The 20,071-nt window shown below is 38.9% G+C and carries 15 protein-coding genes; 7 read left to right on the top strand and 8 right to left on the bottom strand.

Annotation, left to right across the window (positions count from 1 at the left end; translation table 11 throughout):
- Positions 1-2: 2 nt before the first annotated feature.
- Positions 3-455, bottom strand: a complete 453-nt coding sequence (locus Q0064_RS01920; protein WP_298143472.1) for a hypothetical protein — start codon at positions 453-455, stop codon at positions 3-5.
- 382 nt (positions 456-837) lie between these two features.
- On the opposite strand from Q0064_RS01920, the gene Q0064_RS01915 reads away from it, so the two are divergent.
- Together Q0064_RS01915 and Q0064_RS01910 are read left to right on the top strand one after the other, a co-directional pair.
- Positions 838-2,892, top strand: a complete 2,055-nt coding sequence (locus Q0064_RS01915) for a tetratricopeptide repeat protein (protein ID WP_298143469.1) — start codon at positions 838-840, stop codon at positions 2,890-2,892.
- Positions 2,892-5,465, top strand: coding sequence for a sigma 54-interacting transcriptional regulator (locus tag Q0064_RS01910; RefSeq protein ID WP_298143467.1), 2,574 nt, complete (start codon positions 2,892-2,894; stop codon positions 5,463-5,465). The genes Q0064_RS01915 and Q0064_RS01910 overlap by 1 nt, the downstream gene beginning before the upstream one ends.
- A gap of 18 nt (positions 5,466-5,483) precedes the next feature.
- On the opposite strand, the gene Q0064_RS01905 is transcribed toward Q0064_RS01910, so the two are convergent.
- From Q0064_RS01905 to Q0064_RS01895, 3 genes are all read right to left on the bottom strand, one after another.
- A complete protein-coding gene (locus tag Q0064_RS01905; RefSeq protein WP_298143464.1) occupies positions 5,484-5,840 on the bottom strand; it encodes a DUF3088 family protein in 357 nt (118 codons plus the stop codon).
- A gap of 238 nt (positions 5,841-6,078) precedes the next feature.
- Positions 6,079-7,461, bottom strand: a complete 1,383-nt coding sequence (locus tag Q0064_RS01900) for a T9SS type A sorting domain-containing protein (RefSeq protein ID WP_298143461.1) — start codon at positions 7,459-7,461, stop codon at positions 6,079-6,081.
- Between the two features lie 89 nt (positions 7,462-7,550).
- Positions 7,551-8,666, bottom strand: coding sequence for a helix-turn-helix domain-containing protein (locus Q0064_RS01895; RefSeq protein ID WP_298143458.1), 1,116 nt, complete (start codon positions 8,664-8,666; stop codon positions 7,551-7,553).
- 324 nt (positions 8,667-8,990) lie between these two features.
- Here Q0064_RS01895 and Q0064_RS01890 point away from each other — a divergent pair, with 324 nt between their 5' ends.
- Positions 8,991-9,362 carry a DUF2442 domain-containing protein gene (locus tag Q0064_RS01890; RefSeq protein ID WP_298143455.1) on the top strand — a complete coding sequence of 124 codons (372 nt, stop codon included), beginning with the start codon at positions 8,991-8,993 and terminating at the stop codon, positions 9,360-9,362.
- Between the two features lie 67 nt (positions 9,363-9,429).
- Here the strand turns inward: Q0064_RS01890 and Q0064_RS01885 are convergent, their stop codons facing one another.
- On the bottom strand, positions 9,430-10,647 hold the full coding sequence (locus Q0064_RS01885) for an aminotransferase class I/II-fold pyridoxal phosphate-dependent enzyme (protein ID WP_298143452.1): 1,218 nt from the start codon (positions 10,645-10,647) through the stop codon (positions 9,430-9,432).
- Between the two features lie 292 nt (positions 10,648-10,939).
- Between Q0064_RS01885 and Q0064_RS01880 the strand changes: the two genes are divergently transcribed.
- The 4 genes from Q0064_RS01880 to Q0064_RS01865 all read left to right on the top strand — a co-directional run bounded on the left by Q0064_RS01880 (position 10,940) and on the right by Q0064_RS01865 (position 15,109).
- Positions 10,940-11,407 carry an Lrp/AsnC family transcriptional regulator gene (locus Q0064_RS01880; protein ID WP_298143450.1) on the top strand — a complete coding sequence of 156 codons (468 nt, stop codon included), beginning with the start codon at positions 10,940-10,942 and terminating at the stop codon, positions 11,405-11,407.
- Positions 11,408-11,550: 143 nt separating this feature from the next.
- A complete protein-coding gene (gene lpdA, locus Q0064_RS01875) occupies positions 11,551-12,957 on the top strand; it encodes a dihydrolipoyl dehydrogenase (RefSeq protein ID WP_298143447.1) in 1,407 nt (468 codons plus the stop codon).
- A 732-nt stretch (positions 12,958-13,689) separates the two neighbouring features.
- A complete protein-coding gene (locus Q0064_RS01870) occupies positions 13,690-14,604 on the top strand; it encodes a hypothetical protein (protein WP_298143445.1) in 915 nt (304 codons plus the stop codon).
- A 19-nt stretch (positions 14,605-14,623) separates the two neighbouring features.
- Positions 14,624-15,109, top strand: coding sequence for a DUF6265 family protein (locus Q0064_RS01865; protein ID WP_298143442.1), 486 nt, complete (start codon positions 14,624-14,626; stop codon positions 15,107-15,109).
- A 91-nt stretch (positions 15,110-15,200) separates the two neighbouring features.
- On the opposite strand, the gene Q0064_RS01860 is transcribed toward Q0064_RS01865, so the two are convergent.
- The 3 genes from Q0064_RS01860 to gcvT form a co-directional block, all read right to left on the bottom strand.
- Positions 15,201-15,917, bottom strand: coding sequence for a YebC/PmpR family DNA-binding transcriptional regulator (locus Q0064_RS01860; RefSeq protein WP_094486847.1), 717 nt, complete (start codon positions 15,915-15,917; stop codon positions 15,201-15,203).
- 73 nt (positions 15,918-15,990) lie between these two features.
- Positions 15,991-18,027 (bottom strand): S41 family peptidase, encoded by a 2,037-nt coding sequence (locus Q0064_RS01855; RefSeq protein ID WP_298143437.1) that lies wholly within the window; start codon positions 18,025-18,027, stop codon positions 15,991-15,993.
- A gap of 1 nt (position 18,028) precedes the next feature.
- The gene (gcvT, locus tag Q0064_RS01850; RefSeq protein ID WP_298143434.1) at positions 18,029-19,111 is read right to left on the bottom strand and encodes a glycine cleavage system aminomethyltransferase GcvT; all 1,083 of its coding nucleotides are present in this window, start codon (positions 19,109-19,111) and stop codon (positions 18,029-18,031) included.
- Positions 19,112-20,071 lie beyond the last annotated feature (960 nt).

Raw genomic sequence — 20,071 nt, 5'->3', positions numbered from 1 at the left:
TTTTATTTAAACCAAGAAGGATCAATAAGTCCGAAGTACTCTCGAAAGCCAGTAAGCTTGTGCTTTTCAACCGTTAATAGTATTGCGTTAAATCCTTGATATTTGTAACCTCCTGCGACAGTTCCACTCGAGTTAAATGCAAAAACAAAGTGGTTTTCATTGCTGATAACTTTAACGTCTGTGAAGTCCAGCTGGTTTTTTGTTATTTCCCTTTGAGCAATGAGCTCTAAAAATTTAATTCTTGCAGCCTCGCCTGTATAACTTCCCAGAAGAGGATGTGAAAACTCTTTAAAATCGCTTTGCAAGAACACTTTAAAGTTTGTGTAGTTGCCAGTTTTTTCGCCCTCCTGCCAAGCGGCAAAAGCTTTTTCGGCGATCGCAGCATGGTCTTTTGTTTGTCCTTGTGTTGACATAATAATGAGGATAAGAATTAAGCTTGTAATTATTTTTTTCATATATTTTTTTTGGATTGTATCCACTGCGCCAATCCATTAGCAGTCTTCTTGATTTAGGATTTTACAAGTATTGCTGCTGAAGTGATTGTTGCTATAGCAGATTTTTCTGGCTAACTGACAACTCTGGAACGACAGGAATATTGATGTGACGAGTAAATACTGGTTTTTTTCATAGCTTTTATTTTTCGCTCTTATGCCAAGCATTGTGCCATGTTCTGTAATTTCGTAATCTGCTGTTTATGAAGCATATAGATTTTACACGAAATTCCATAAACTCTAAAAACTCCAAATAATTGGCTTTTGTATTGTGTTTTTTTGGAGTAATTAGATGTTTTAGCATTTATCTTATCTTTGTCTTGTTCTTACCAAGCAATTTTCTCCCATGAAGCAATTTTTATCCTTGCTTCTTTTATTCTGCTGTTTTCCTCTGCTGGCGCAATCCGACAAGTTAATTCAGAAAAAAGATAGTCTATATGCTGCCCTTCGGAAATCAGCCCCCGACACCACTCGAGTGTCTATTTACTTGAATTTGAGTTACGCTTATGCGAAAATCAATAAAGACAGTATTTTGCCCTTAGCGATTAAGGCTAGAGATCTAGCAAAATCTCTTCGTTACTTGCGTGGCGAAGCGGAGGCAAATCGGCAAATCGGTAAACAGTATTCGCTTTTAGGCAATTCGGACTTGGCGCTTTCGTATTTGGAAACCGCGGCACAACAGTTTCAGCAAGCAAATTATGCACAGGGAACGGTAGCCACTTATATTGTTTTTGCCGATTATTACGAGAAGAAGGGAAAACTAGAATCTAGCAAACGATATCTTACGCTTGCAGAACAATTATCTAAGAAAATTCGCTATTTCAAAGGAGAAGCAAACGTTGTTCGGCGCATAGGAGGTTTGTATTTACAACAGTCGAAATACGATAGTGCTCAAGTTTATCACTTCAAATCTTTGAAGATCGCTTCTAAAAATAAGTATTTCGAAGGCATTGCTCTGGCTCAAAATCATATTGCTGTGGTTTACGACATGCAAGGAAATTCTACAAAAGCTTTGGAGTATTATCAACAAGCTTTAAAGACTGCCAGAGCAAACGATTTGGTTTCGTTACAGGGAACGATTTTGAATAATATAGGTATCATCTATCAAAATAAAGGCGAATTATTGAAAGCTTTGGAATACCAAAACAAGGCTTTGAAAATAGGTGAGAAACTCAATTTTCCACAATTAGTAGCACATGCTACTTCCAATATCAGCAGTATTCAAACTGAATTGCAGAATACCGATAAAGCCCTCGAATTGCAAAGTAAGGCCGCTAATATTAATAAAGAACTCGATGAAATAGGAACCTTAAAAGATAATTTGCTAGACATAGCGCTCATTCATTTCAAGAAAAAAGAGTTAAAAGAAGCTGAACTAACGGCCAGAAAAGCACTTGAAATTGCAAAACAAACTAACGATTTACGCACTCAATCAGGTGTTTACGAACTGCTCGCCAATATTGAAAAAGATAAAGGAAATTTTGAACGTGCACTTTATTATACCGATACCTTTAGAACCATTCGAGATTCCATTCATTCCATTCAGAAATTTAAAACCACAGCCGAACTAGAAGCAAAGTATCAAAATGAGTTAAAACAAACCAAGATAAACTTACTTCAAAAAGATAACTTGTTACAGCAAGCAAATATTGAACAACAAAGTACACTAAAACAGTATTTTATCATCGTACTTGCGCTGTTATCTGTGATTGTTGCCTTGCTGTTTAATCGATACCGACTTAAAAGCAAATCGTATTTTGCTTTGCAAGAACAAAACGATTTACTCGAAGCGAAAAACAACGAAATTCAAGACAAAAACAAGCGTATCGAGTTGCTGTACGACGAAATGCAACACCGCTTTAAAAACAATCTTCAACTGATTGAGAGCTTGATGAAGTTGCAAGCACAGCAGCCTCAAATGGATTCTAATGCTCAATTGATTTTACAGGAAAGCCAAAATCGGATTGCAACAATTTCGATGCTGCAGCAATATCTCAACCAATCGAACCAGCACGGACAAATTAAGCTGGTCGACTATTTAACTGACATCGCCGAACATCTTAAAATTTCATTCCAATTCGATTCCATTTTTAGTTTTCACGAATCGGAAATCAGTGTTAAATCAGATAAAGCAATTCCTATTGGATTGATTGTTAATGAATTAATTACCAATGCTATAAAGTACGCTTTTAAAAGCAATACGGGTCAAATCTTCATCCGTACAGCTTTATTTACAAACGAAATCAGTTTACAAATAAACGATACCGGTAGCGGCTTTGTCCCTGAAACCGGAATCGGCAGCGGTCTCATGCTCGTAAAAGGCTTGTCGCAACAATTACGTGCCACGATGCAAATCGATACAGAGCAAGGCAGCACCTTTAACTTTCAAATTCCAATTTAATGCCACACACGCAACAAATTCTCAATAAAAAGCGCATTTTGATTGTAGAAGACGAATTTATCATCGCGCAAGATTTAGCTTCGAACATTGAAACTTTAGGCTATCAAGTGGTTGGAATTGCTCCCGATTACGATCAAGCAATAGTTGCCTTAGAGCAAGGAAATATCGATTTGATTTTATTGGATATTCAATTAGGAAATAAAAAAAGCGGAATTGATGTCGCAAAAGTCATTAACGAGCGCTATCACCTGCCTTTTATCTTTATAACTTCAAATCATTCCGACGAGAATTTGGAACGTATAAAACCGTTACATCCTTCGGGTTTTATTGGAAAGCCGTTTCAGGTTAAAGATGTAAAAGCAATGATTGAACTGTGCTTGTATAAGAATGCATTTTTGAACGTTAGTAAGCTTAAAAAGGAGAAGGAAACCTTACTCGAAATAAGTTCGGCGTTTAATGCCATTCAAAATCGTGCGGAATTAGTTCGGTATTTCATCGGAAACTTGAAAAAGTACTTTGCGTTTGAGTATGCAAGCATGCCTATTTTTGAGCTTTCGCAAGATTTCCACTACGATTTACTTGAAGTATGTACCGATGAGGCTGATGCTATTTGGAGAAACGATCGAATCATTGCACATGCATTCAAAAAAGCCAATGCAACACCTTTTTTCGAGCGGTTGTTACGCGACAAATCCACTCGCATTATAGAATGGGAAGCCGAATTCCCAGATCGCGATTTTCTACAAAAAGAACTGCCAGAAATACACAAGCGAGATTTAAAGTTTGCACTGATTTCGTACTTCAAAATCAATCCGAACTTTCAAGGATTTTTTTACATATCCTCAAAAAAATCGACGCTCAACAATAGTCAGGAAGCTTTTTTTAAGTCGGTTACCGATTTGTTTGTCCTTGCTTTGTCTAATTTAATGAACACCGAAGATATTGTCTTTTCAGAAAACAAAAAGAAAGCGGAACTGTTGTTGGCGAAAGCGATATCATCGAAAAATTCTTGGGATCAACGTTTGGAACAAGTAACGGTTCTCCTTCAAGATTTTGTGCCCTTCGATATTTTGGTGGTAAATATCGAAATGAGCGAAAACAAATGTCCGACCTATGCCTTTTATCGCACTGGAAAAGCTACGTACGAAAAGCTTTATAAAGAAGATATCCTTGCGATTACTCAACTCAGTCAGGACGCATTTCTAGACACGCGACGACGAATTATGAGTACTTACGAAAAGGCCTTTTTTTTGAGTGGAACTGCACTTTGGGAGAACAATAGAAACAACCCGATCAAAGATCGTATTTGTAAACATTTCAAGTTTGAGGCAAATCTGATTTTTCCTCTAATTCTTGATACCTACGGAAAGGTTATCTTTTCGTTTTATGCTCGTAAAGACCAAGCCTTTTCGGCCGAACACATTAAACTGTTGAATTCGTTTGAGAACACGCTACAAATCGTTTTTGATCGTTCATTAGCGCTTGAAGAAATTAAAAAACTCAATCAAAAGTTAGCGGAAGAAAACAAGTATTTGTTAGAAGAAGTGCAGGTTTCGGCGCAATTTGAAACCATAATCGGACAAACCACAACGCTTAAAGAAGTTTTCTCGCACATTGAATTAGTGGGACCTACCGACACTACAGTACTGATTACTGGTGAAACCGGAACTGGTAAGGAACTCATTGCCAACGCTATCCACTTTATTTCCACACGAAAAGATAAGCCACTCATTAAGATTAATTGTGCAGCGTTACCGTCTCAACTTATTGAAAGCGAGTTGTTTGGTCACGAAAAAGGCAGTTTCACTGGTGCATTTGAACGAAAAGTGGGCAAGTTTGAATTTGCACACGAAGGCAGTATTTTTCTCGACGAAATTGGTGAACTACCGCTCGAACTGCAAGCTAAATTGTTGCGCGTTTTACAAGAAAAAGAGTTTGAACGAATAGGAGGGAAGGAAACTATTAAAAGCGACGTTCGAATTATAGCAGCCACCAACAGAGATTTATTGGACGAGGTAAAAAAAGGAACTTTTCGGGCCGATTTGTACTACCGTCTACACGTATTTCCGATACATTTGCCTGCGCTGCGCGATCGTAAAGCAGATATTCCTTTGTTAGCATCGTTTTTTGCCAGCAAATACGGAAAGAAACTCAACAAGCAAATTATTGGTATTCATCAAGAATCTATTCGTGATATGCTTGCATATTCGTGGCCCGGAAACGTGCGAGAATTAGAAAATATTATCGAACAAGCCGTCATTGTTTCGAAAGATGAGGTTTTAGTACTTAGAAGTGCTCTACAACACGAAGAACTTCCTACTAAGAAGGTGGTTACGGCAGGTTCTGAAACGAATTTGAAACCCAACGTATCGATTCATGAATTGCGAACGGCTAAAATTGAGCAGGAAATTCAAGCCATTCGGTCGGCACTAAGCAAGTCGAAAGGGAAAGTCCGCGGAGAAACGGGCGCTGCCGCTTTATTGACGCTGAAACCAACCACTTTGGAGGCTAAAATGAGGAAATACGGTATTGTTAAAGAAGAATTTGCATCGACGGTAAACGCAAAATTCTAAGTTTTTGGGTGCTGAAGATTACGGATGCGGCATCGAAAAACCGTATTGATTGGCCAAAAACTGCGCGATAGCAGTTCCTGAATTTAAAAAACGTATGCCGTTTACTGTTTTTAAGTCGGCATAGTTATGCGCAAAGACAATGTTTTCATCAATAATTAAAAGCGGGCAGTTTTGGTGTTCTTCGCCCAAAAGAGCAACTATTTCGGTTCGTGGACGTTCGTATGCTATGTATCGAATATCTAACAGCTTTCGTAAGTCGGGAAAATAGCTGAGCATGCCTTCAAGGAGCGCGCAATCTGGACAAAAGTACATTTGACTTTTAGGTGGAATGTTGTGGTCTAAAAATGCCGACGGTAATAGGAAAAGTATGTTCATGAAACAAAGTTGCAAAAAAGTAATCGATTTTTTGGAAACGTATTTCCGCAACAGGGAATGCAGCGAAAAGCATTGCAAAACTGTGGGCTTATAAAACAAAAAAAACAGTGCGACTAACAGAAGCAGCTGTTTTGTTCGTTGTTAGTTTTATAGCCCGCAGTGCGCAAACTTGCAGCGAAATGCCCGACGGCGGCGCGACTTTTAGTTGAAGAACGGTTGCCGCCGGGTTGCCCAAAAATTATACTTTAATAAGTTTAATAGTTTGCGGATTTAACTGATCCGATTTAATTTTCAGAAAGTACATGCCGCTAGCTTGATTGGAAAGATCTATTTCTTGACCATATCCAGAAAGTATTTTTTGTCCTAAATTATTGTAAATGAGCCATTCAGGATTTGAATCGGCTGTTTCTAAGAAAAAGATGTTTTTAGAAGGATTTGGATAAACAGAAATATCTTGTTGTTTTACAGTATTATTGGTAGTTAGCGGATTAGCAATTTTGCGAACCGATAAGCGTTTGTCTACTGGACCGTCTTCGGAATAACTCAGATATAGAAAATCTGGGGTACTTGCCAAATCATAATCTCCATCTTCGGTAAAATTCACTGTGTCAATTAATCCGCCAGAGGCAAAATAGCTAGACCCGAGTATTTCCCAAGAACTTCCGTTAAATGTTCGTACGCAAACTTTTACATTTCCTGAATTTGGATCAACGCCAGTATAAGCTACTGTAATTTGATTTGCGAAAAAAGTTGAGCGTGGGCCTTCGAAAGTGTTGCGTACATTGATGATAGGTTCGCCTACAGCAATCCAAGAATTACTTTCAAACTTTTTAGTTATGAGAACATGGGATAGCTCGTTGATATTTGGGCTTTTAATGGCGTACGTAATATAAGGTACTTTTGTAACAGGTTCAAAAGTTAGTGAGCTAATTACCAATGGGTTTGTATTATCTGAATTCGATGCTAAATCGGCTACTGAACCTCCTACATATTGCCAAGTATTACCTTCCAATCGCATAACATTGAGCTTATTCTGACCGACGCCTTGAAATTCTCTAAAAGAAATGTATGGTATAGAATCGATTAATTGCAAATCGATGTTCCATAAAGTACCCGTTCCGATTTCTGTGTTTCCAACAGATTCCCACGTTGTTCCGTTAAAGCGCATTACATTAGCTTTTCCAGTACTTGTATTTTGAAAAACTACGTAGGGAATTTCACCTAAAAGCTTGATCGACAGATATTGCGTATTTCCATTGTAAAAAGGACTTCCACCTACATCGACCCAATTTTCGCCATCAAATTTTTTCATGTAGAGATTACGTGGCGTGGCTGCTTTGTTGTAAACAATGTAGGGAACGTCTTCGTAAACCGCCATATCAAAGTCATTAATTACAAAGTCAGTTACGTCCTCAGATCCAAGCAAGTCCCATTGCTCACCATTAAATTTGCTTGCAGCAGGTTTTCCGTTAGATACATATCCTACAATCGTACCAAAATTATTAGATTCAATAGCACTTTGACCAATACCTTCTAAAGTGAACTTTGCAGGACCAACATTTTCCCATTGTGCAAAAACGTTTAGGGAGATAAATAAGAAAAATAGAGAAGTAGTTTTCATCATTAAATATTTTCGAGCAAAAGTACTTTTGCAAGACATAGAATATGATCTTTAGCCTTCTGTTCTCGTTAAGAAATCGGATTTCTGAACTATTTTTCTAGTAGTTTGTTGTCTTTTCGATACTCGAGAGGTGTTATACCTACAGCTTTTTTAAAGTTGATAAAGAAAGAAGTTTTGTTTTTAAACCCGACTTCTTGACCAATTCCTGCAAGATTGTATCGATCGTAATCGCTATTTTTTAAAAGTTCCTTTGCTGCGTTTACGCGGTATTCTATAATAAACTGACTAAAGTTTTTTCCTGCAAAATGATTGATAAGTCTTGAAACTGTTTTTGGTGGCATTTTTAATAAATCGGCAACCAAAAATAAATTGATGTCTTCATTTTTATACAGTTTTGTATCTTCAATGAGTTTCTTTATTTTATAGAAATCGTCATTTTGAAGTTCGGGCCTGATAGAATTTGTCGTGCTTTTTGTTGTGTTAGATGTCATGTAACTAACGTCTTCATCTTTAGCCGAAGTTGCATTAAGTTCATGAATACGCAAAATTCGTTGCTTCATGCCAAATATCGCAACCCAAAGTACAACAAAACTAGAAGCAACGGCGTCGTAGGTATATACATACTGATCTAAACTTGAATTAAACTCGATTATTGATCCAGTAACTTCGATACTATAATCAACTAAGAAAATCACGCACGTAACTTCGATCCATCTTAAGTTGTTTTGATTGGCAGTTACATACGAATTGAGAATGAGATTTTTTAAATTTTTAATTTCAAAAAGAATTCGAATTGCATAAAAAGAGTTGAATAATGGGGGAAGATAGACCATTGTTACTAAGATAAAATTTTTGTTTTCTTTGGTATAAAACTGATCTCCCCACTCGGGAACAAATAAAAAAGCGGAAAAAAATAAAAATTCAAGCAACGCAGGTATCAAATGCAACAGTAACTTCTTTCTAAATTGCCCGAAAATACTTTGAAAATACAAGTAAAATAAGGGCATTACTGCGTAGTAAAAATTTATTGGCAAATAAGGCAAGTCGTTAAACAACCATTCAAAATTGATACTTGAATACGCGATTAAAAATAGTCCTAAGAATGGCAGCGCTTTTTCATAGCTTCTGCTGAAAATAAATATGAATCCAAATATGAGTCCATTTGCTAAACAAGTAAAGAGTAAGTATTTTATCAACTCGTCCATATAAAGCCGTTTTTGCTAATTCTTTTTGGGAAAAGCAGGTTCAACGGGCAAAGTTGCAAAAAAGTAATCGATTTTTTGGAAACGTATTTCCGCAACAGGGAATGCAGCGAAAAGCTTTGCAAAACTGCGGGCTAATAAAACGAAAAAAACAGTGCGACTAACAGAAGCAGCTGTTTTGTTCGCTGTTAGTTTTATAGCCCGCAGTGCGCAAACTTGCAGCGAAATGCCCGACGGCGGCGCGACTTTTAGTTGAAGAACGGTCGCCGCCGGGTTGCCCTGAAAAAATAAAGACTAACAGAAGTTTCAAAGTTCAAATACGTAACTTTGAAATTCAGAAAAGTAGTATTCTCTGAAACGCAGATTTGCTTAAACGAAAATGGTATGAATACTTTAGATAAAAAATACGATCCCATTCAAGAATTTATTGCCGCAAAGCAGTTGAAAATCACTGCTGTAACTTTTGAGAACGATTTAATCAATATCACGCTAAATACCAATCAGTTACTAATTGATTCGTTACTTAAATATCCTCGTTTGTCAACTGCGAAGTCGGTTGATCGCGATAATTTCTTACTCATCGCACAAGGAACCGGTATTCATTGGCCCACTTTAGACGAAGATTTAAGTTTGTATGGATTTATGAAAGACTATTTGAACACTTCGTTTACCGGTAATGCAACGATAAAAATTTTATAAGTTCAAAGTAAAAAAAAACCGGCGACTTTTCTTGAATTACGAATATAGCCGCCGGGTTGCCCAAATTTTAAGCAAAACTTTTTTCTAAAACGCCCACTTCTTCCATACATTTTTTCATTTCGTGGTAGGTGCGCACAATGTCGTTGTCTAAGCCAATCGAAAAGCGAATTAAGCCGTCGGATAATCCCATTTCTTGCTGTTCTTCTAACGGAATTTCACTCGAAGTCGAGGTTCCTGGAGCCGAAAACAAGGTTTTGTAAAAGCCTAAACTCACAGCCAAATACCCCAAATTGCGGAGCTGCATCAGTTCCATCAACTCATTGGCTTTATCGAGCGAACCCGCATCAATAGTCATCATACCGCCAAAGCCGTACTCCGGATTGATCATCGAAGCGTACAATTTATGACTCGGATGACTCGCCAAACCGGGGTACACCACTTTGAGTCCGTCGGCTTCAAACTTTGTGGCTAAATATAAAGCGTTATGACTGTGTTGTTTCATTCGAATATGTAACGTTCTTAAATTTTTCATTACACTAGCCGATCGCAAACTGTCCATAGTTGGGCCAAGTAACATCGAAGCTCCTGTATTTACACTTTTCATGCTGTCGATAAATGCGCGAGATGCACAGGTAACTCCGCCAACGGTATCCGAACTTCCGTTGATGTATTTGGTTAAGCTGTGGCAAACAATATCGGCTCCCAAAACAGCAGGAGCAACCGATAACGGCGAAAAAGTATTGTCGACAACCAGTAAAAGTCCGTGCTTTTTTGCTATTTTTGATAAGCCTGAAATGTCGGCAACTTCCAGTAGCGGATTACTTACGGTTTCGCAGTAAAGTACCTTGGTTTGAGGCGTTATAGCAGCTTCTACTAAATCGAGTTTCGTGATGTCAACAAAACTTGTATTTATACCCATTTTTGGTGCGAAATTTTTCAGAAAAGCGTAAGTGCCTCCGTAAATGGTTCGACTCGAAACAATGTGGTCGTTTTGTCCGCAAATTTGCAAAAGCGTACACGTGATAGCGCCCATGCCCGAAGCCGCAACATTCGCAGCCTCAGTGCCTTCCATGGCTGCTAGCGCTTGGTCGAGATACAAGTTGCTAGGCGAGGAGTGACGCGAATACAAATAACATCCTTCGGCATTGCCTTCAAACGTGTCGAACATCGTTTTTGCCGACAAAAAAGTGTAGGTCGACGAGTCGCTTATCGACGGGTTTACGCCGCCAAATTCGCCGAAATATTGCAAGTCTTGAATGCGATCGGCAGGTTTAAAATTCTCCATAATTTGTTGTTTTTGGGCAGCTATCCGGCTTTTCGCGTCAAGCTTCGCTAAATCAGCTGCGTTTGGCTACACTGTGGCAGTAGCTTCTTGGGTCGCTCTGCCGCAGTAAGCCGCACTGCAACTGCTTTAGCCAAGGCTTTTTGCTGCAATCCGGGCTGCGCGTGAACGTCAAATTAAAATCGTTTCCAAATAAAAAACTACATTTACATCATAAATTAGAATGCAACAGTGTTTTTTATAATTTTTATAGAATAATTTTCTATAAATTCGTTTAGTATCACACTTACATAGAATGGAAACAGTAAAACTCGACATCCTCGATCAAAAATTGCTTACGGCTTTGCAAACCGATTGTCGGCAGACTACCAAAATGCTGAGCTTGAAACTTAATCTAAGCACAACAGCCGTTCACGAACGCATCAAAAAGCTAGAAAAGTCGGGCGTAATTGCGGGCTATGTTGCTATAGTCGACCAAGTGCGTGTCGATAAGAATTTTGTGGTTTTTTGCCACATCAAATTACAGCAGCATAAACAAGCGTTGTTAACAGGTTTCGAGCAGGCCGTTTCGTTGCTCCCCGAGGTTTTGGAATGTTATCACGTAAGTGGCGACTACGATTACATTCTTAAAATTGCCGTTCGGGATATGGAAGCCTATCGGAAATTCTTAGTCGAAAAGCTTACAACCATTGATTATATCGCGAGTACGCACAGTATTTTTAAGATCAACGAAGTGAAGCGCTCGCATGTTTTGGCGTTTTAATGTGAAAGCAAAACAGGCGCCAGAATTTCGCAATTATTGCTCTGCGTGAAATTCACATTTTTTTAGCACCTAAAAACGACTTGTGTTCAAAAACAAATCGTTCAAAACCCTAAATTTGCAACGCTTAATCTAAAAAAACACTTATGAATACTTTCGACGTCGTAGTCATTGGATCGGGTCCGGGCGGATACGTTTCTGCAATCAGATGCGCACAATTGGGTTACTCAACTGCTATCATTGAGAAATACAGCACTTTAGGCGGAACTTGCTTAAACGTAGGATGTATTCCTTCGAAAGCGCTGCTCGATTCGTCGCACCATTATTACGATGCGATTCACCATCTGGAAGACCACGGTATTTCGGTAGGCGGACAAGTTTCTTTCGATCTTGCAAAAATGATTTCGCGCAAAGCATCGGTTGTCGACCAAAACGTAAGTGGAATTAAGTATTTGATGGACAAAAACAAAATCACTGTTTTTGAAGGCGTAGGTTCGTTTGTAGATGCGCATCAAGTTTCGGTTGCCAAAGCCGACGGTTCTTCGGAGGTTTTATCCGCAAAAAACATCATTATTGCTACCGGAAGTAAACCTGCAAGTTTACCATTCATAAGTATTGATAAAGAGCGTATTATAACATCTACCGAAGCCTTGAAACTGAAAGAAGTTCCCAAACATCTGGTTATTATCGGAGGTGGCGTTATCGGTTTAGAATTAGGTCAGGTTTATCGTCGTTTAGGTGCTGAAGTTTCGGTTGTCGAATTCATGGATCGAATTATTCCAACTATGGATGCGGCGCTTTCAAAAGAGCTTACCAAAGTTTTCAAGAAGCAAGGCATGAAATTCTACACGTCGCATAAAGTGCAAGAAGTTTCACGCAACGGTAACGAAGTAAAAGTAGTGGCTCTCGACGCCAAAGGACAAACAGTAGAACTTGTGGGCGATTACGCTCTGGTTTCTGTGGGTCGCCGTGCCTACACCGACGGTTTGAATCTTGAAAAAGCAGGAATTACTGTAAACGCAAGAGGACAAGTAGAAACTAACGATAAATTGCAAACAGCTCAACCACACATTTATGCAATTGGCGATGTTGTGGCTGGAGCCATGTTAGCGCACAAGGCGGAAGAAGAAGGCGTTTTTGTTGCTGAAACGATCGCCGGACAGCATCCGCATATTAATTATAATTTGATTCCAGGAGTTGTTTACACTTGGCCTGAAGTAGCTGCTGTAGGTTACACCGAAGAGCAATTGAAGGAAAAAGGAATTGCATATAAATCGGGTTCGTTTCCGTTCAAAGCTTTAGGTCGCTCGCGTGCTAGCGGCGACACCGACGGATTTGTAAAAATACTTTCCGACGAAAAAACCGACGAAGTTTTAGGTGTGCACATGATTGGTGCTCGTGTAGCCGATTTAATCGCCGAAGCCGTTACAGCAATGGAGTTCCGCGCATCGGCCGAGGATATTGCACGTATGAGTCACGCACATCCAACGTACGCAGAAGCAGTAAAAGAAGCGGCTTTAGCAAGTTCGGCGAATCGACCAATTCACATGTAAAAAACAACAGGTTTTTAGGAAGAGAGCGTCTTAAAACCATAATGAGCAGAGTTACGAACTTCGCGACGTAACAATGTATATAACTGCTTGCTTGTTCTGTATCAATTATTGTAGTTCCGCGACCTCTTTTGTCCTTGAACCATTTTTTAGATCATTGCCTTTTAAGTCTTGTGCAATAAAGGTTTGATTGGTAAAACGCTCGAGTTGTTCGAAAGCCTCTTTAATGTCGTTTTTAAACTTCTAAGGTTTCCATGAAAAATCTTTTTACATTTGCATTTAAAATGAGGCGCGCCTTTTGGGAGTTCTAAACCAACTTTGCCAATTGACTTCGTCTCATTTTTTTTACAGGAAGTAGGATTTCGCTGTCTAGTCCTCGAGTTTTTGCCAAAGTTTTCGTTGTGAACCGAATACACTTTTTTCGCACGTATGAGTCATGCACATCCAACGTACGCAGAAGCGGTAAAAGAAGCGGCTTTAGCAAGTTCGGCAAACCGACCGATTCACATGTAAAAAACAATAGGTTTATAGGAAAGTCTCTCGTTTCGGGAGACTTTTTTTGTTGGTAGTTACTTCATAAAAATGTGCGAGAAACTTGTTTAGTATTTCGAAAATAATTGTAGTTTAGGCACGTATAATCTTATTTGTAGCGACATAGTTCGTCGTTGTAAAATAGTAAACGTCGGTACTATGATGGTTTGTTTTTTCAAAAAGCGCTTTCGAAGTTTTCTTTTGATGTTCCTTTTCTTTTTTGCTGCTAATGCGGTTTCGGCGCAAATCAATAAAGCTGATTCTACAGTACAAGTGATTGCCTACTGGAGTAAAGGAGAAAAGCAAATTTTTGATCTCGAAAAGACAAAGTACAAGGTAAAGGGAACCGACACTACAAAAACGAGTGTGATAAACTGTCGTGTAGCGGTAACAGTACTCGATTCTACTGCAAATAGTTATACGATAGAATGGAAGTATTTGTACTGTAAATCAAGTGAGAACAATGAACTGTATCAAAAACTTAACGATTTATCTAAAGATATCAAGTTCATATACAAAATCTCAGAATTAGGCGAATTCGTTGAATTGATAAACTGGGAAGAAATAAGCGCATTTTACCGTAAAGTTTTTAAAAAGATTTTTAATGACATTCCTTCGGACAAGCCAGAGATCGAGCAGCTACTCAAAAATCTCGAAGCTAAGTTTTGTTCACGCGAGTATATCGAATCAGCTGCAATTAAGGATATACAGCAATTTCACTTTTTTCATGGGATAAAAGTTAAATTGGGAGAAGAGATAACCAACAAAATTCCAATCCCTTTTCCTTTGACAGGCTCAGAAATTCCGACAGATTTGACGCTATTTTTAGATGAAATTATTGAAGAGGAAGACAATTATATTATTCGATGCAGGCAAATTTTTGATAGCGAAGCATTGAAAAAAGTTATGGGTGATTATATTGACTCGCTAACAAAATCGATGGGTGCCAAAAAGGATTTTGAATTTTCTAAGGACACGAAAGTATCAGGGGATATTTATACCTCAGCCTTGATTCACGATTCGGGTTGGTTGGTTTACGGTATTCACACAACAACAATGGATATGGAATCGTCAAAAACGATTGAAGAAAATACTATTGAAATTGTTACTAATGAGTAAGTTATAACTCACTGTTGCTATGAATAAAACGTGCTACTGGTATTATTTAGGCATTGCATTTTTTGGAATAATTTTGATTTCTTGCTCGGATCGAAAACAAGAAGCAAAAACTGAGAATCGCCCGGTTTTCGGCTGGTTAATAGGTAATTGGGAACGCACGAACGAGCAAGCCGGTCGGCGAACTTTTGAAGAGTGGCACAAAATAAACGATTCGCTTTTTCGTGGTATGGGGTATACTTTGCAAGGAACCGACACGGTTTTTAAAGAGTTGCTGCAGCTGGAAAAAGGCAAAAACAACTGGGAGTACGTTGTTCGAATGCCCAGCGAGAAAAAAGAAACGCGTTTTTCCTTTACGCAACAAACCGACACCTCATTTACGTCCCGAAATAATCAGAACGAATTCCCAAAACAAATCCGATATTTCAAAATGGGTAACGACATCAAAGCCGATATTTCCGACGACTCGACAACGATTGCATTTCAATTCAAGCGAATCGGAAACTAGCTAAAAAAAGCAATCTTTAAGTACAGATTTGCCTCATAAATAAAGGCTACAATTTCTTGCAGCCTCGGGGATATTTGAAATTTAAAACGAGCTATTCAGCTTCTTCCATTGTGTGATATACGTTTTGTACATCATCGTCTTCTTCAATTTTTTCCAAAAGTTTTTCTACATCGGCAACTTGTTCCGGCGTTAATGCTTTGGTAACCTGAGGAATGCGTTCGAAACCAGAACTTAAAATTTCTAAATTGCGATTTTCAAGTTCTTTCTGAATGGCACCAAAACTGCCAAAAGGCGCATAAATTAAAATTCCATCTTCGTCTTCGAAAACTTCTTCTGCACCAAAATCGATCAGTTCTAATTCAAGTTCCTCTGGATCAATGTTGTTTTTAGGAATACGGAAGTTACAGGTATGATCGAACATGAATTCTACCGAACCTTGTGTACCTAATGTTCCATTACATTTATTGAAATAGCTGCGAATATTCGCCACCGTACGATTGTTGTTGTCGGTTGCTGTTTCAATTAAAATAGCAATTCCGTGCGGTGCGTAGCCTTCAAAAAGTACTTCTTTGTAATTCGCAGTATCTTTTTCAGTTGCTTTTTTAATCGCGCGCTCTACGTTTTCCTTCGGCATATTCGCCGCTTTCGCGTTCTGAATTACCGCACGTAAACGCGAGTTGGCGTCGGGATTAGGTCCGCCTTCCTTTACAGCCATAACGATATCTTTACCGATACGTGTAAATGCTTTGGCCATCGCCGACCATCTTTTCATTTTTCTTCCCTTGCGAAACTCAAATGCTCTTCCCATAGTTGTATTTTCAAAAAACGGTCAAAAATAAGATTTGCAAGATTATGCTGCAAATGCCATCGCCGTCATTTCATTATTTTCCTAAATAATCTTTCAGAATTCGATAGACCTCAGCCAATCTAAAGTTACCGTTGATTTCATCTAATGCCATCTTGTTGAGTTCTGCAGTAAACGGATCTCCCTGAACTTTTGCTGCATCGACACCTAAATTCTTGAATTTAATGCCTGTCGTTAGTTTGTCTAATGCCAAAACTTCCGAGTACAATTCGTCGATGCTGTGAACTTGCTCGTAAATTGCTTGAAATTTTAGCGGTATTTCCTTGTTTTCGCCGCTGGCTAATTTTTCGATAAGCGGATTAACGCGTCGGATTTCTGCAAAATAAGGCGAAGCCATAACACGAGCTAAACTTTTCTTTTTAAGCGACTTTAGTTTTCTAAACTTACGCAGTCCACTTGGTTTCTGAACTTTCACTTTCGGAATATTCAAAGCTGTTTCAAAGTTCGCTTCTCTAGTTATCACATTATTGTATAAGGTAGGCAACTCAATATCGGGAATAACTCCCTGTTTTTGGATGGTCTCGCCTGTTGGTCTAAAAAAACTTCTAGCTGTAACTTTGCACAAATCGCTATTACTTCGTTTGTCTATCGGTGTTATAAATTGCATTGTTGCTTTTCCGCAAGAAGCGGTTCCACAAACAATAGCTTTACCGTAATCTTGCATAGCAGAGGAAAAGAATTCACTAGCAGATGCCGAAGTTCCATCGGTGATGATCGCAATGGGATAGTCTGGTTTATAGAACGGTATTAAGTCTTGATAATAGTTAATTTGGCCGTTTCTATCGGAACTGTATGCCACCGGACCCTCAATAAATAGCGATGATAGCCGATGCGCTTCGTCGACACTACCGCCACCGTTGCCCGATAAATCGATGATAAGTCCTTTTACTTTTTCGTTTTCACATTTTAAAAGGGCTTCCAGAAAATCAGCTGTGAGTCCGCGATTACTGCCGTCAAAGTCGCTGTAAAAACTCGACACTTTTATATAAGCTACTTTCGGTGAAGTTTCAGAAACAAAAACAGTAAGTGTGTTTTCTACCGATGGAACCAAATTTTTAGTCAACGTAACTTTTTCACGACGCTGATCTTGCTTTTCAATTTCAAACGTTACTTCCTCCTCTTCTTCGCCATAAATAATATTAGCAAGTTGGTCCATATTGCTACACGCAGTATCGTATTCGAAACCATTTCTTGGCAAGCGAATTTTACGAATAATATCTCCTGGCTGAATACCCGGAACTTTTGCTGCCGAACTGCCCGGCAAGATACCAACAACAATCAGTTGTTCTTTCTCATCGAGCTCAAGCATGAGTCCGAAACTCTTGTTTGCAGTGGCCAATCCCGACATAAAACTCTTGGCCTCGCTGGCATTGAAGTAATTGGTGTGCGGATCAAAATACGAACCAATTAAATTGAGGAGCGTTTCGGCAATTTCCTCGTTTAATTCTCCTTGCTTATTGAGGATGTTCTCTATACGACAAACTTCGCGCGCTACAATTTCTGAACGCTTTGCTGCCGCTAATTCTTCTACAAAAGGAGCAAGCGAATCTTTGTTTTTGCTCAAACGCGCAACTTCATCTAGGGCAATGTATTTAATACGTTTGTTCCACAGCTTTGGAAGATCTTCTACCGTGACATCAAATTCAAAAGGTTCGGTTGAGAATCGAAGCGTTTCGCTGCCTTCCGTTCGCAATAATGATGCATCAATGTTTTTAAAATACAGCAACTTTCTGTTCAAAGCAGAGACGTAAATATTCCAAACCAATTCGGTAAAGTAGCAGTCTTTTTTTAAAAGCGAAGTATGTAATTGCGTTCGGTATCCAGAGAGCTCTTCGTAATCGGTTTTCGACAGCAGACTCCGATTGGGATCCAAGTCGGTTAGTAAACCGTCGAACAGGTATTTACTTAGGTTTTCATCAATGGGTTTTGGTTGCAAATGATTGACTTTTAAAAAGTTAACCATAGCTTCGAAGCGCTCGCAATAAACCAATTTCTGCGACCACGCGAAGTTTCCAAGCACACATAGCGCGACAACCCAGAAATTTCTCCTCATCTTATTTGCTGTAGAAAGGCAATTTTACTACCTGTGCTGCTACGTCGTTTTTACGAATGCGAATGCGAATTTCGGTACCCACTTTTGCATAAGCAGTTTCTACATAACCAAGACCAATTCCTTTGTTTAATGAAGGCGACATTGTTCCGGAAGTTACTTTACCAATTACGGCACCGGTTTCATTCACAATTTCGTAGTCTTGTCTTGGAACGCCGCGTTCGGTTAATTCAAAACCTACCAATTTTCTAGAAACGCCAGCCGATTTCTGTGCTTCTAAGCGCTCTTTATCGATGAAATCTTTAGAAAACTTCGTGATCCAACCCAAACCGGCTTCAATGGGAGAAGTGCTGTCGTCTATTTCGTTTCCGTATAAACAATACCCCATTTCCAAACGCAGAGTGTCGCGTGCAGCAAGTCCTATTGGTTTGATTCCGTAAGACGCACCTGCTTCAAATACCCGGTTCCACAGTTGTTCGACTTCTTCGTTCTTGCAGTAAATCTCAAAACCTCCCGATCCGGTGTAACCAGTAGCCGAAATAATAACATGTTCGATACCCGCAAACGGACCTACAACAAAATGGTAATACGGAATTTCAGCCAGGTTTACCGATGTTAATGCTTGCATCGCTTCAACCGCTTTAGGTCCTTGGATGGCCAGTAGCGAATAGTTATCGGATAAGTTTTTAAGCTCGGCACCAAAAGTATTGTGTTGGTTGATCCACGCCCAATCTTTATCGATGTTAGAGGCATTAACAACAAGTAAATATTGTTCTTCTTTGATGCGATAAACAATCAAATCGTCGACAATACCGCCGTTACCGTTAGGGAAGCAAGAATATTGCGCACGACCAATTTCAAGAGTTGCCGCATCGTTGCTACAAACGTATTGTATTAAAGGTAAGGCAGCTGGACCGGATACGAGAAATTCGCCCATATGCGAAACATCAAACACGCCGACGCCGTTTCGAACGGTTTCGTGTTCGGCATTAACGCCTTCGTAAGTTATGGGCATATTATATCCGGCAAAAGGCAAAATCTTAGCGCCTAATTGCTCGTGTAGCGCGTGCAAAGCAACGTTTTTCATGGGTGTTAGTTTCTTGCAAAAGTAGCTGATTTCCGCTTTGTAAACCCACCTCCAATCAAAACTCGCAGATGTTTTTTCAGTCGATTTTTCAACAATTTTCAATGTAACGATGGGCGCAAAACGAGTGCACTAATGCAGTTTGGGTTTTTATTTTTTCGGTGTAATTAACTGTAAACACCTCAAAAAAGCCGATTATCACTTGCTGTTTTAACAACTGTTTACAAAGTGGAAACTCCATACTGCGAAATGTTAGGTTCGAAAAATAAAATCGTTAAATAATTGAAAAAAAGCACATTAAATGTTTTTCCGAACGAATTAATGCGTACCTTAGAAAAAGATTTCGACCTAGTTAAAGACTTGTAACCCATAACGTACTGTCAACGTAGAATTTGGAACGAAATCTTACAAAGCGCTCTTCCGGGCGCTTTTTTATTGTACTTTATTTGGGCGCGCCGGCAAACGAGTCGTCGCTGCGCAAAAGAAGTTCACGCCGTCACGTGTTCCGCTTTATCTTTTTTGCCAAAACAGTAGTGGAAATACCGAAACGCAAAAAAGGATATCGCTGCACCCGTTCGCGCGGGAAAGCAACGCAATTTAAAAAAGCGAAAAAAGTAAAAGAAGCTAAAAAAGCGAAAAAGAAATAACAGTAAGAAATAAAATTTACTTATTGGATATCTTGTCAATCCTATGTGAACTCTGTGCCTATTTGGTCAACCAAACTGATGTAGTAAAAATTGAAAAGATTTAAAAAAGTGAAAAAATTGAAATAGAGGTATAAAGGAAAAAATAACGCTTTTTTGACATCGTGTAAAAACTTTGTGAACTCTGTGCCTTTGTGGTCAACCGAAGTGATGTAGTGAAAATTGAAAGATTAAAAGATTAAAAGATTAAAAGATTAAAAGATTAAAAGATTAAAAGATTAAAAGATTAAAAGATTAAAAGATTAAAAGATTAAAAGAT

It is taken from the genome of Flavobacterium sp. (assembly GCF_027490375.1).
GTDB lineage: Bacteria > Bacteroidota > Bacteroidia > Flavobacteriales > Flavobacteriaceae > Flavobacterium.
This window is presented reverse-complemented; position numbering and strand designations above follow the sequence as displayed.

Coding starts and splice junctions, on each gene's coding strand:
- Q0064_RS01865 (WP_298143442.1), top strand. CDS start 14,624: ATGAATAAAACGTGCTACTGGTATTATTTAGGCATTGCATTTTTTGGA.
- Q0064_RS01910 (WP_298143467.1), top strand. CDS start 2,892: ATGCCACACACGCAACAAATTCTCAATAAAAAGCGCATTTTGATTGTA.
- Q0064_RS01915 (WP_298143469.1), top strand. CDS start 838: ATGAAGCAATTTTTATCCTTGCTTCTTTTATTCTGCTGTTTTCCTCTG.
- Q0064_RS01905 (WP_298143464.1), bottom strand. CDS start 5,840: ATGAACATACTTTTCCTATTACCGTCGGCATTTTTAGACCACAACATT.
- lpdA (WP_298143447.1), top strand. CDS start 11,551: ATGAATACTTTCGACGTCGTAGTCATTGGATCGGGTCCGGGCGGATAC.
- Q0064_RS01870 (WP_298143445.1), top strand. CDS start 13,690: ATGTTCCTTTTCTTTTTTGCTGCTAATGCGGTTTCGGCGCAAATCAAT.
- Q0064_RS01920 (WP_298143472.1), bottom strand. CDS start 455: ATGAAAAAAATAATTACAAGCTTAATTCTTATCCTCATTATTATGTCA.
- Q0064_RS01880 (WP_298143450.1), top strand. CDS start 10,940: ATGGAAACAGTAAAACTCGACATCCTCGATCAAAAATTGCTTACGGCT.
- Q0064_RS01860 (WP_094486847.1), bottom strand. CDS start 15,917: ATGGGAAGAGCATTTGAGTTTCGCAAGGGAAGAAAAATGAAAAGATGG.
- Q0064_RS01885 (WP_298143452.1), bottom strand. CDS start 10,647: ATGGAGAATTTTAAACCTGCCGATCGCATTCAAGACTTGCAATATTTC.
- Q0064_RS01900 (WP_298143461.1), bottom strand. CDS start 7,461: ATGAAAACTACTTCTCTATTTTTCTTATTTATCTCCCTAAACGTTTTT.
- Q0064_RS01895 (WP_298143458.1), bottom strand. CDS start 8,666: ATGGACGAGTTGATAAAATACTTACTCTTTACTTGTTTAGCAAATGGA.
- Q0064_RS01855 (WP_298143437.1), bottom strand. CDS start 18,027: ATGAGGAGAAATTTCTGGGTTGTCGCGCTATGTGTGCTTGGAAACTTC.
- gcvT (WP_298143434.1), bottom strand. CDS start 19,111: ATGAAAAACGTTGCTTTGCACGCGCTACACGAGCAATTAGGCGCTAAG.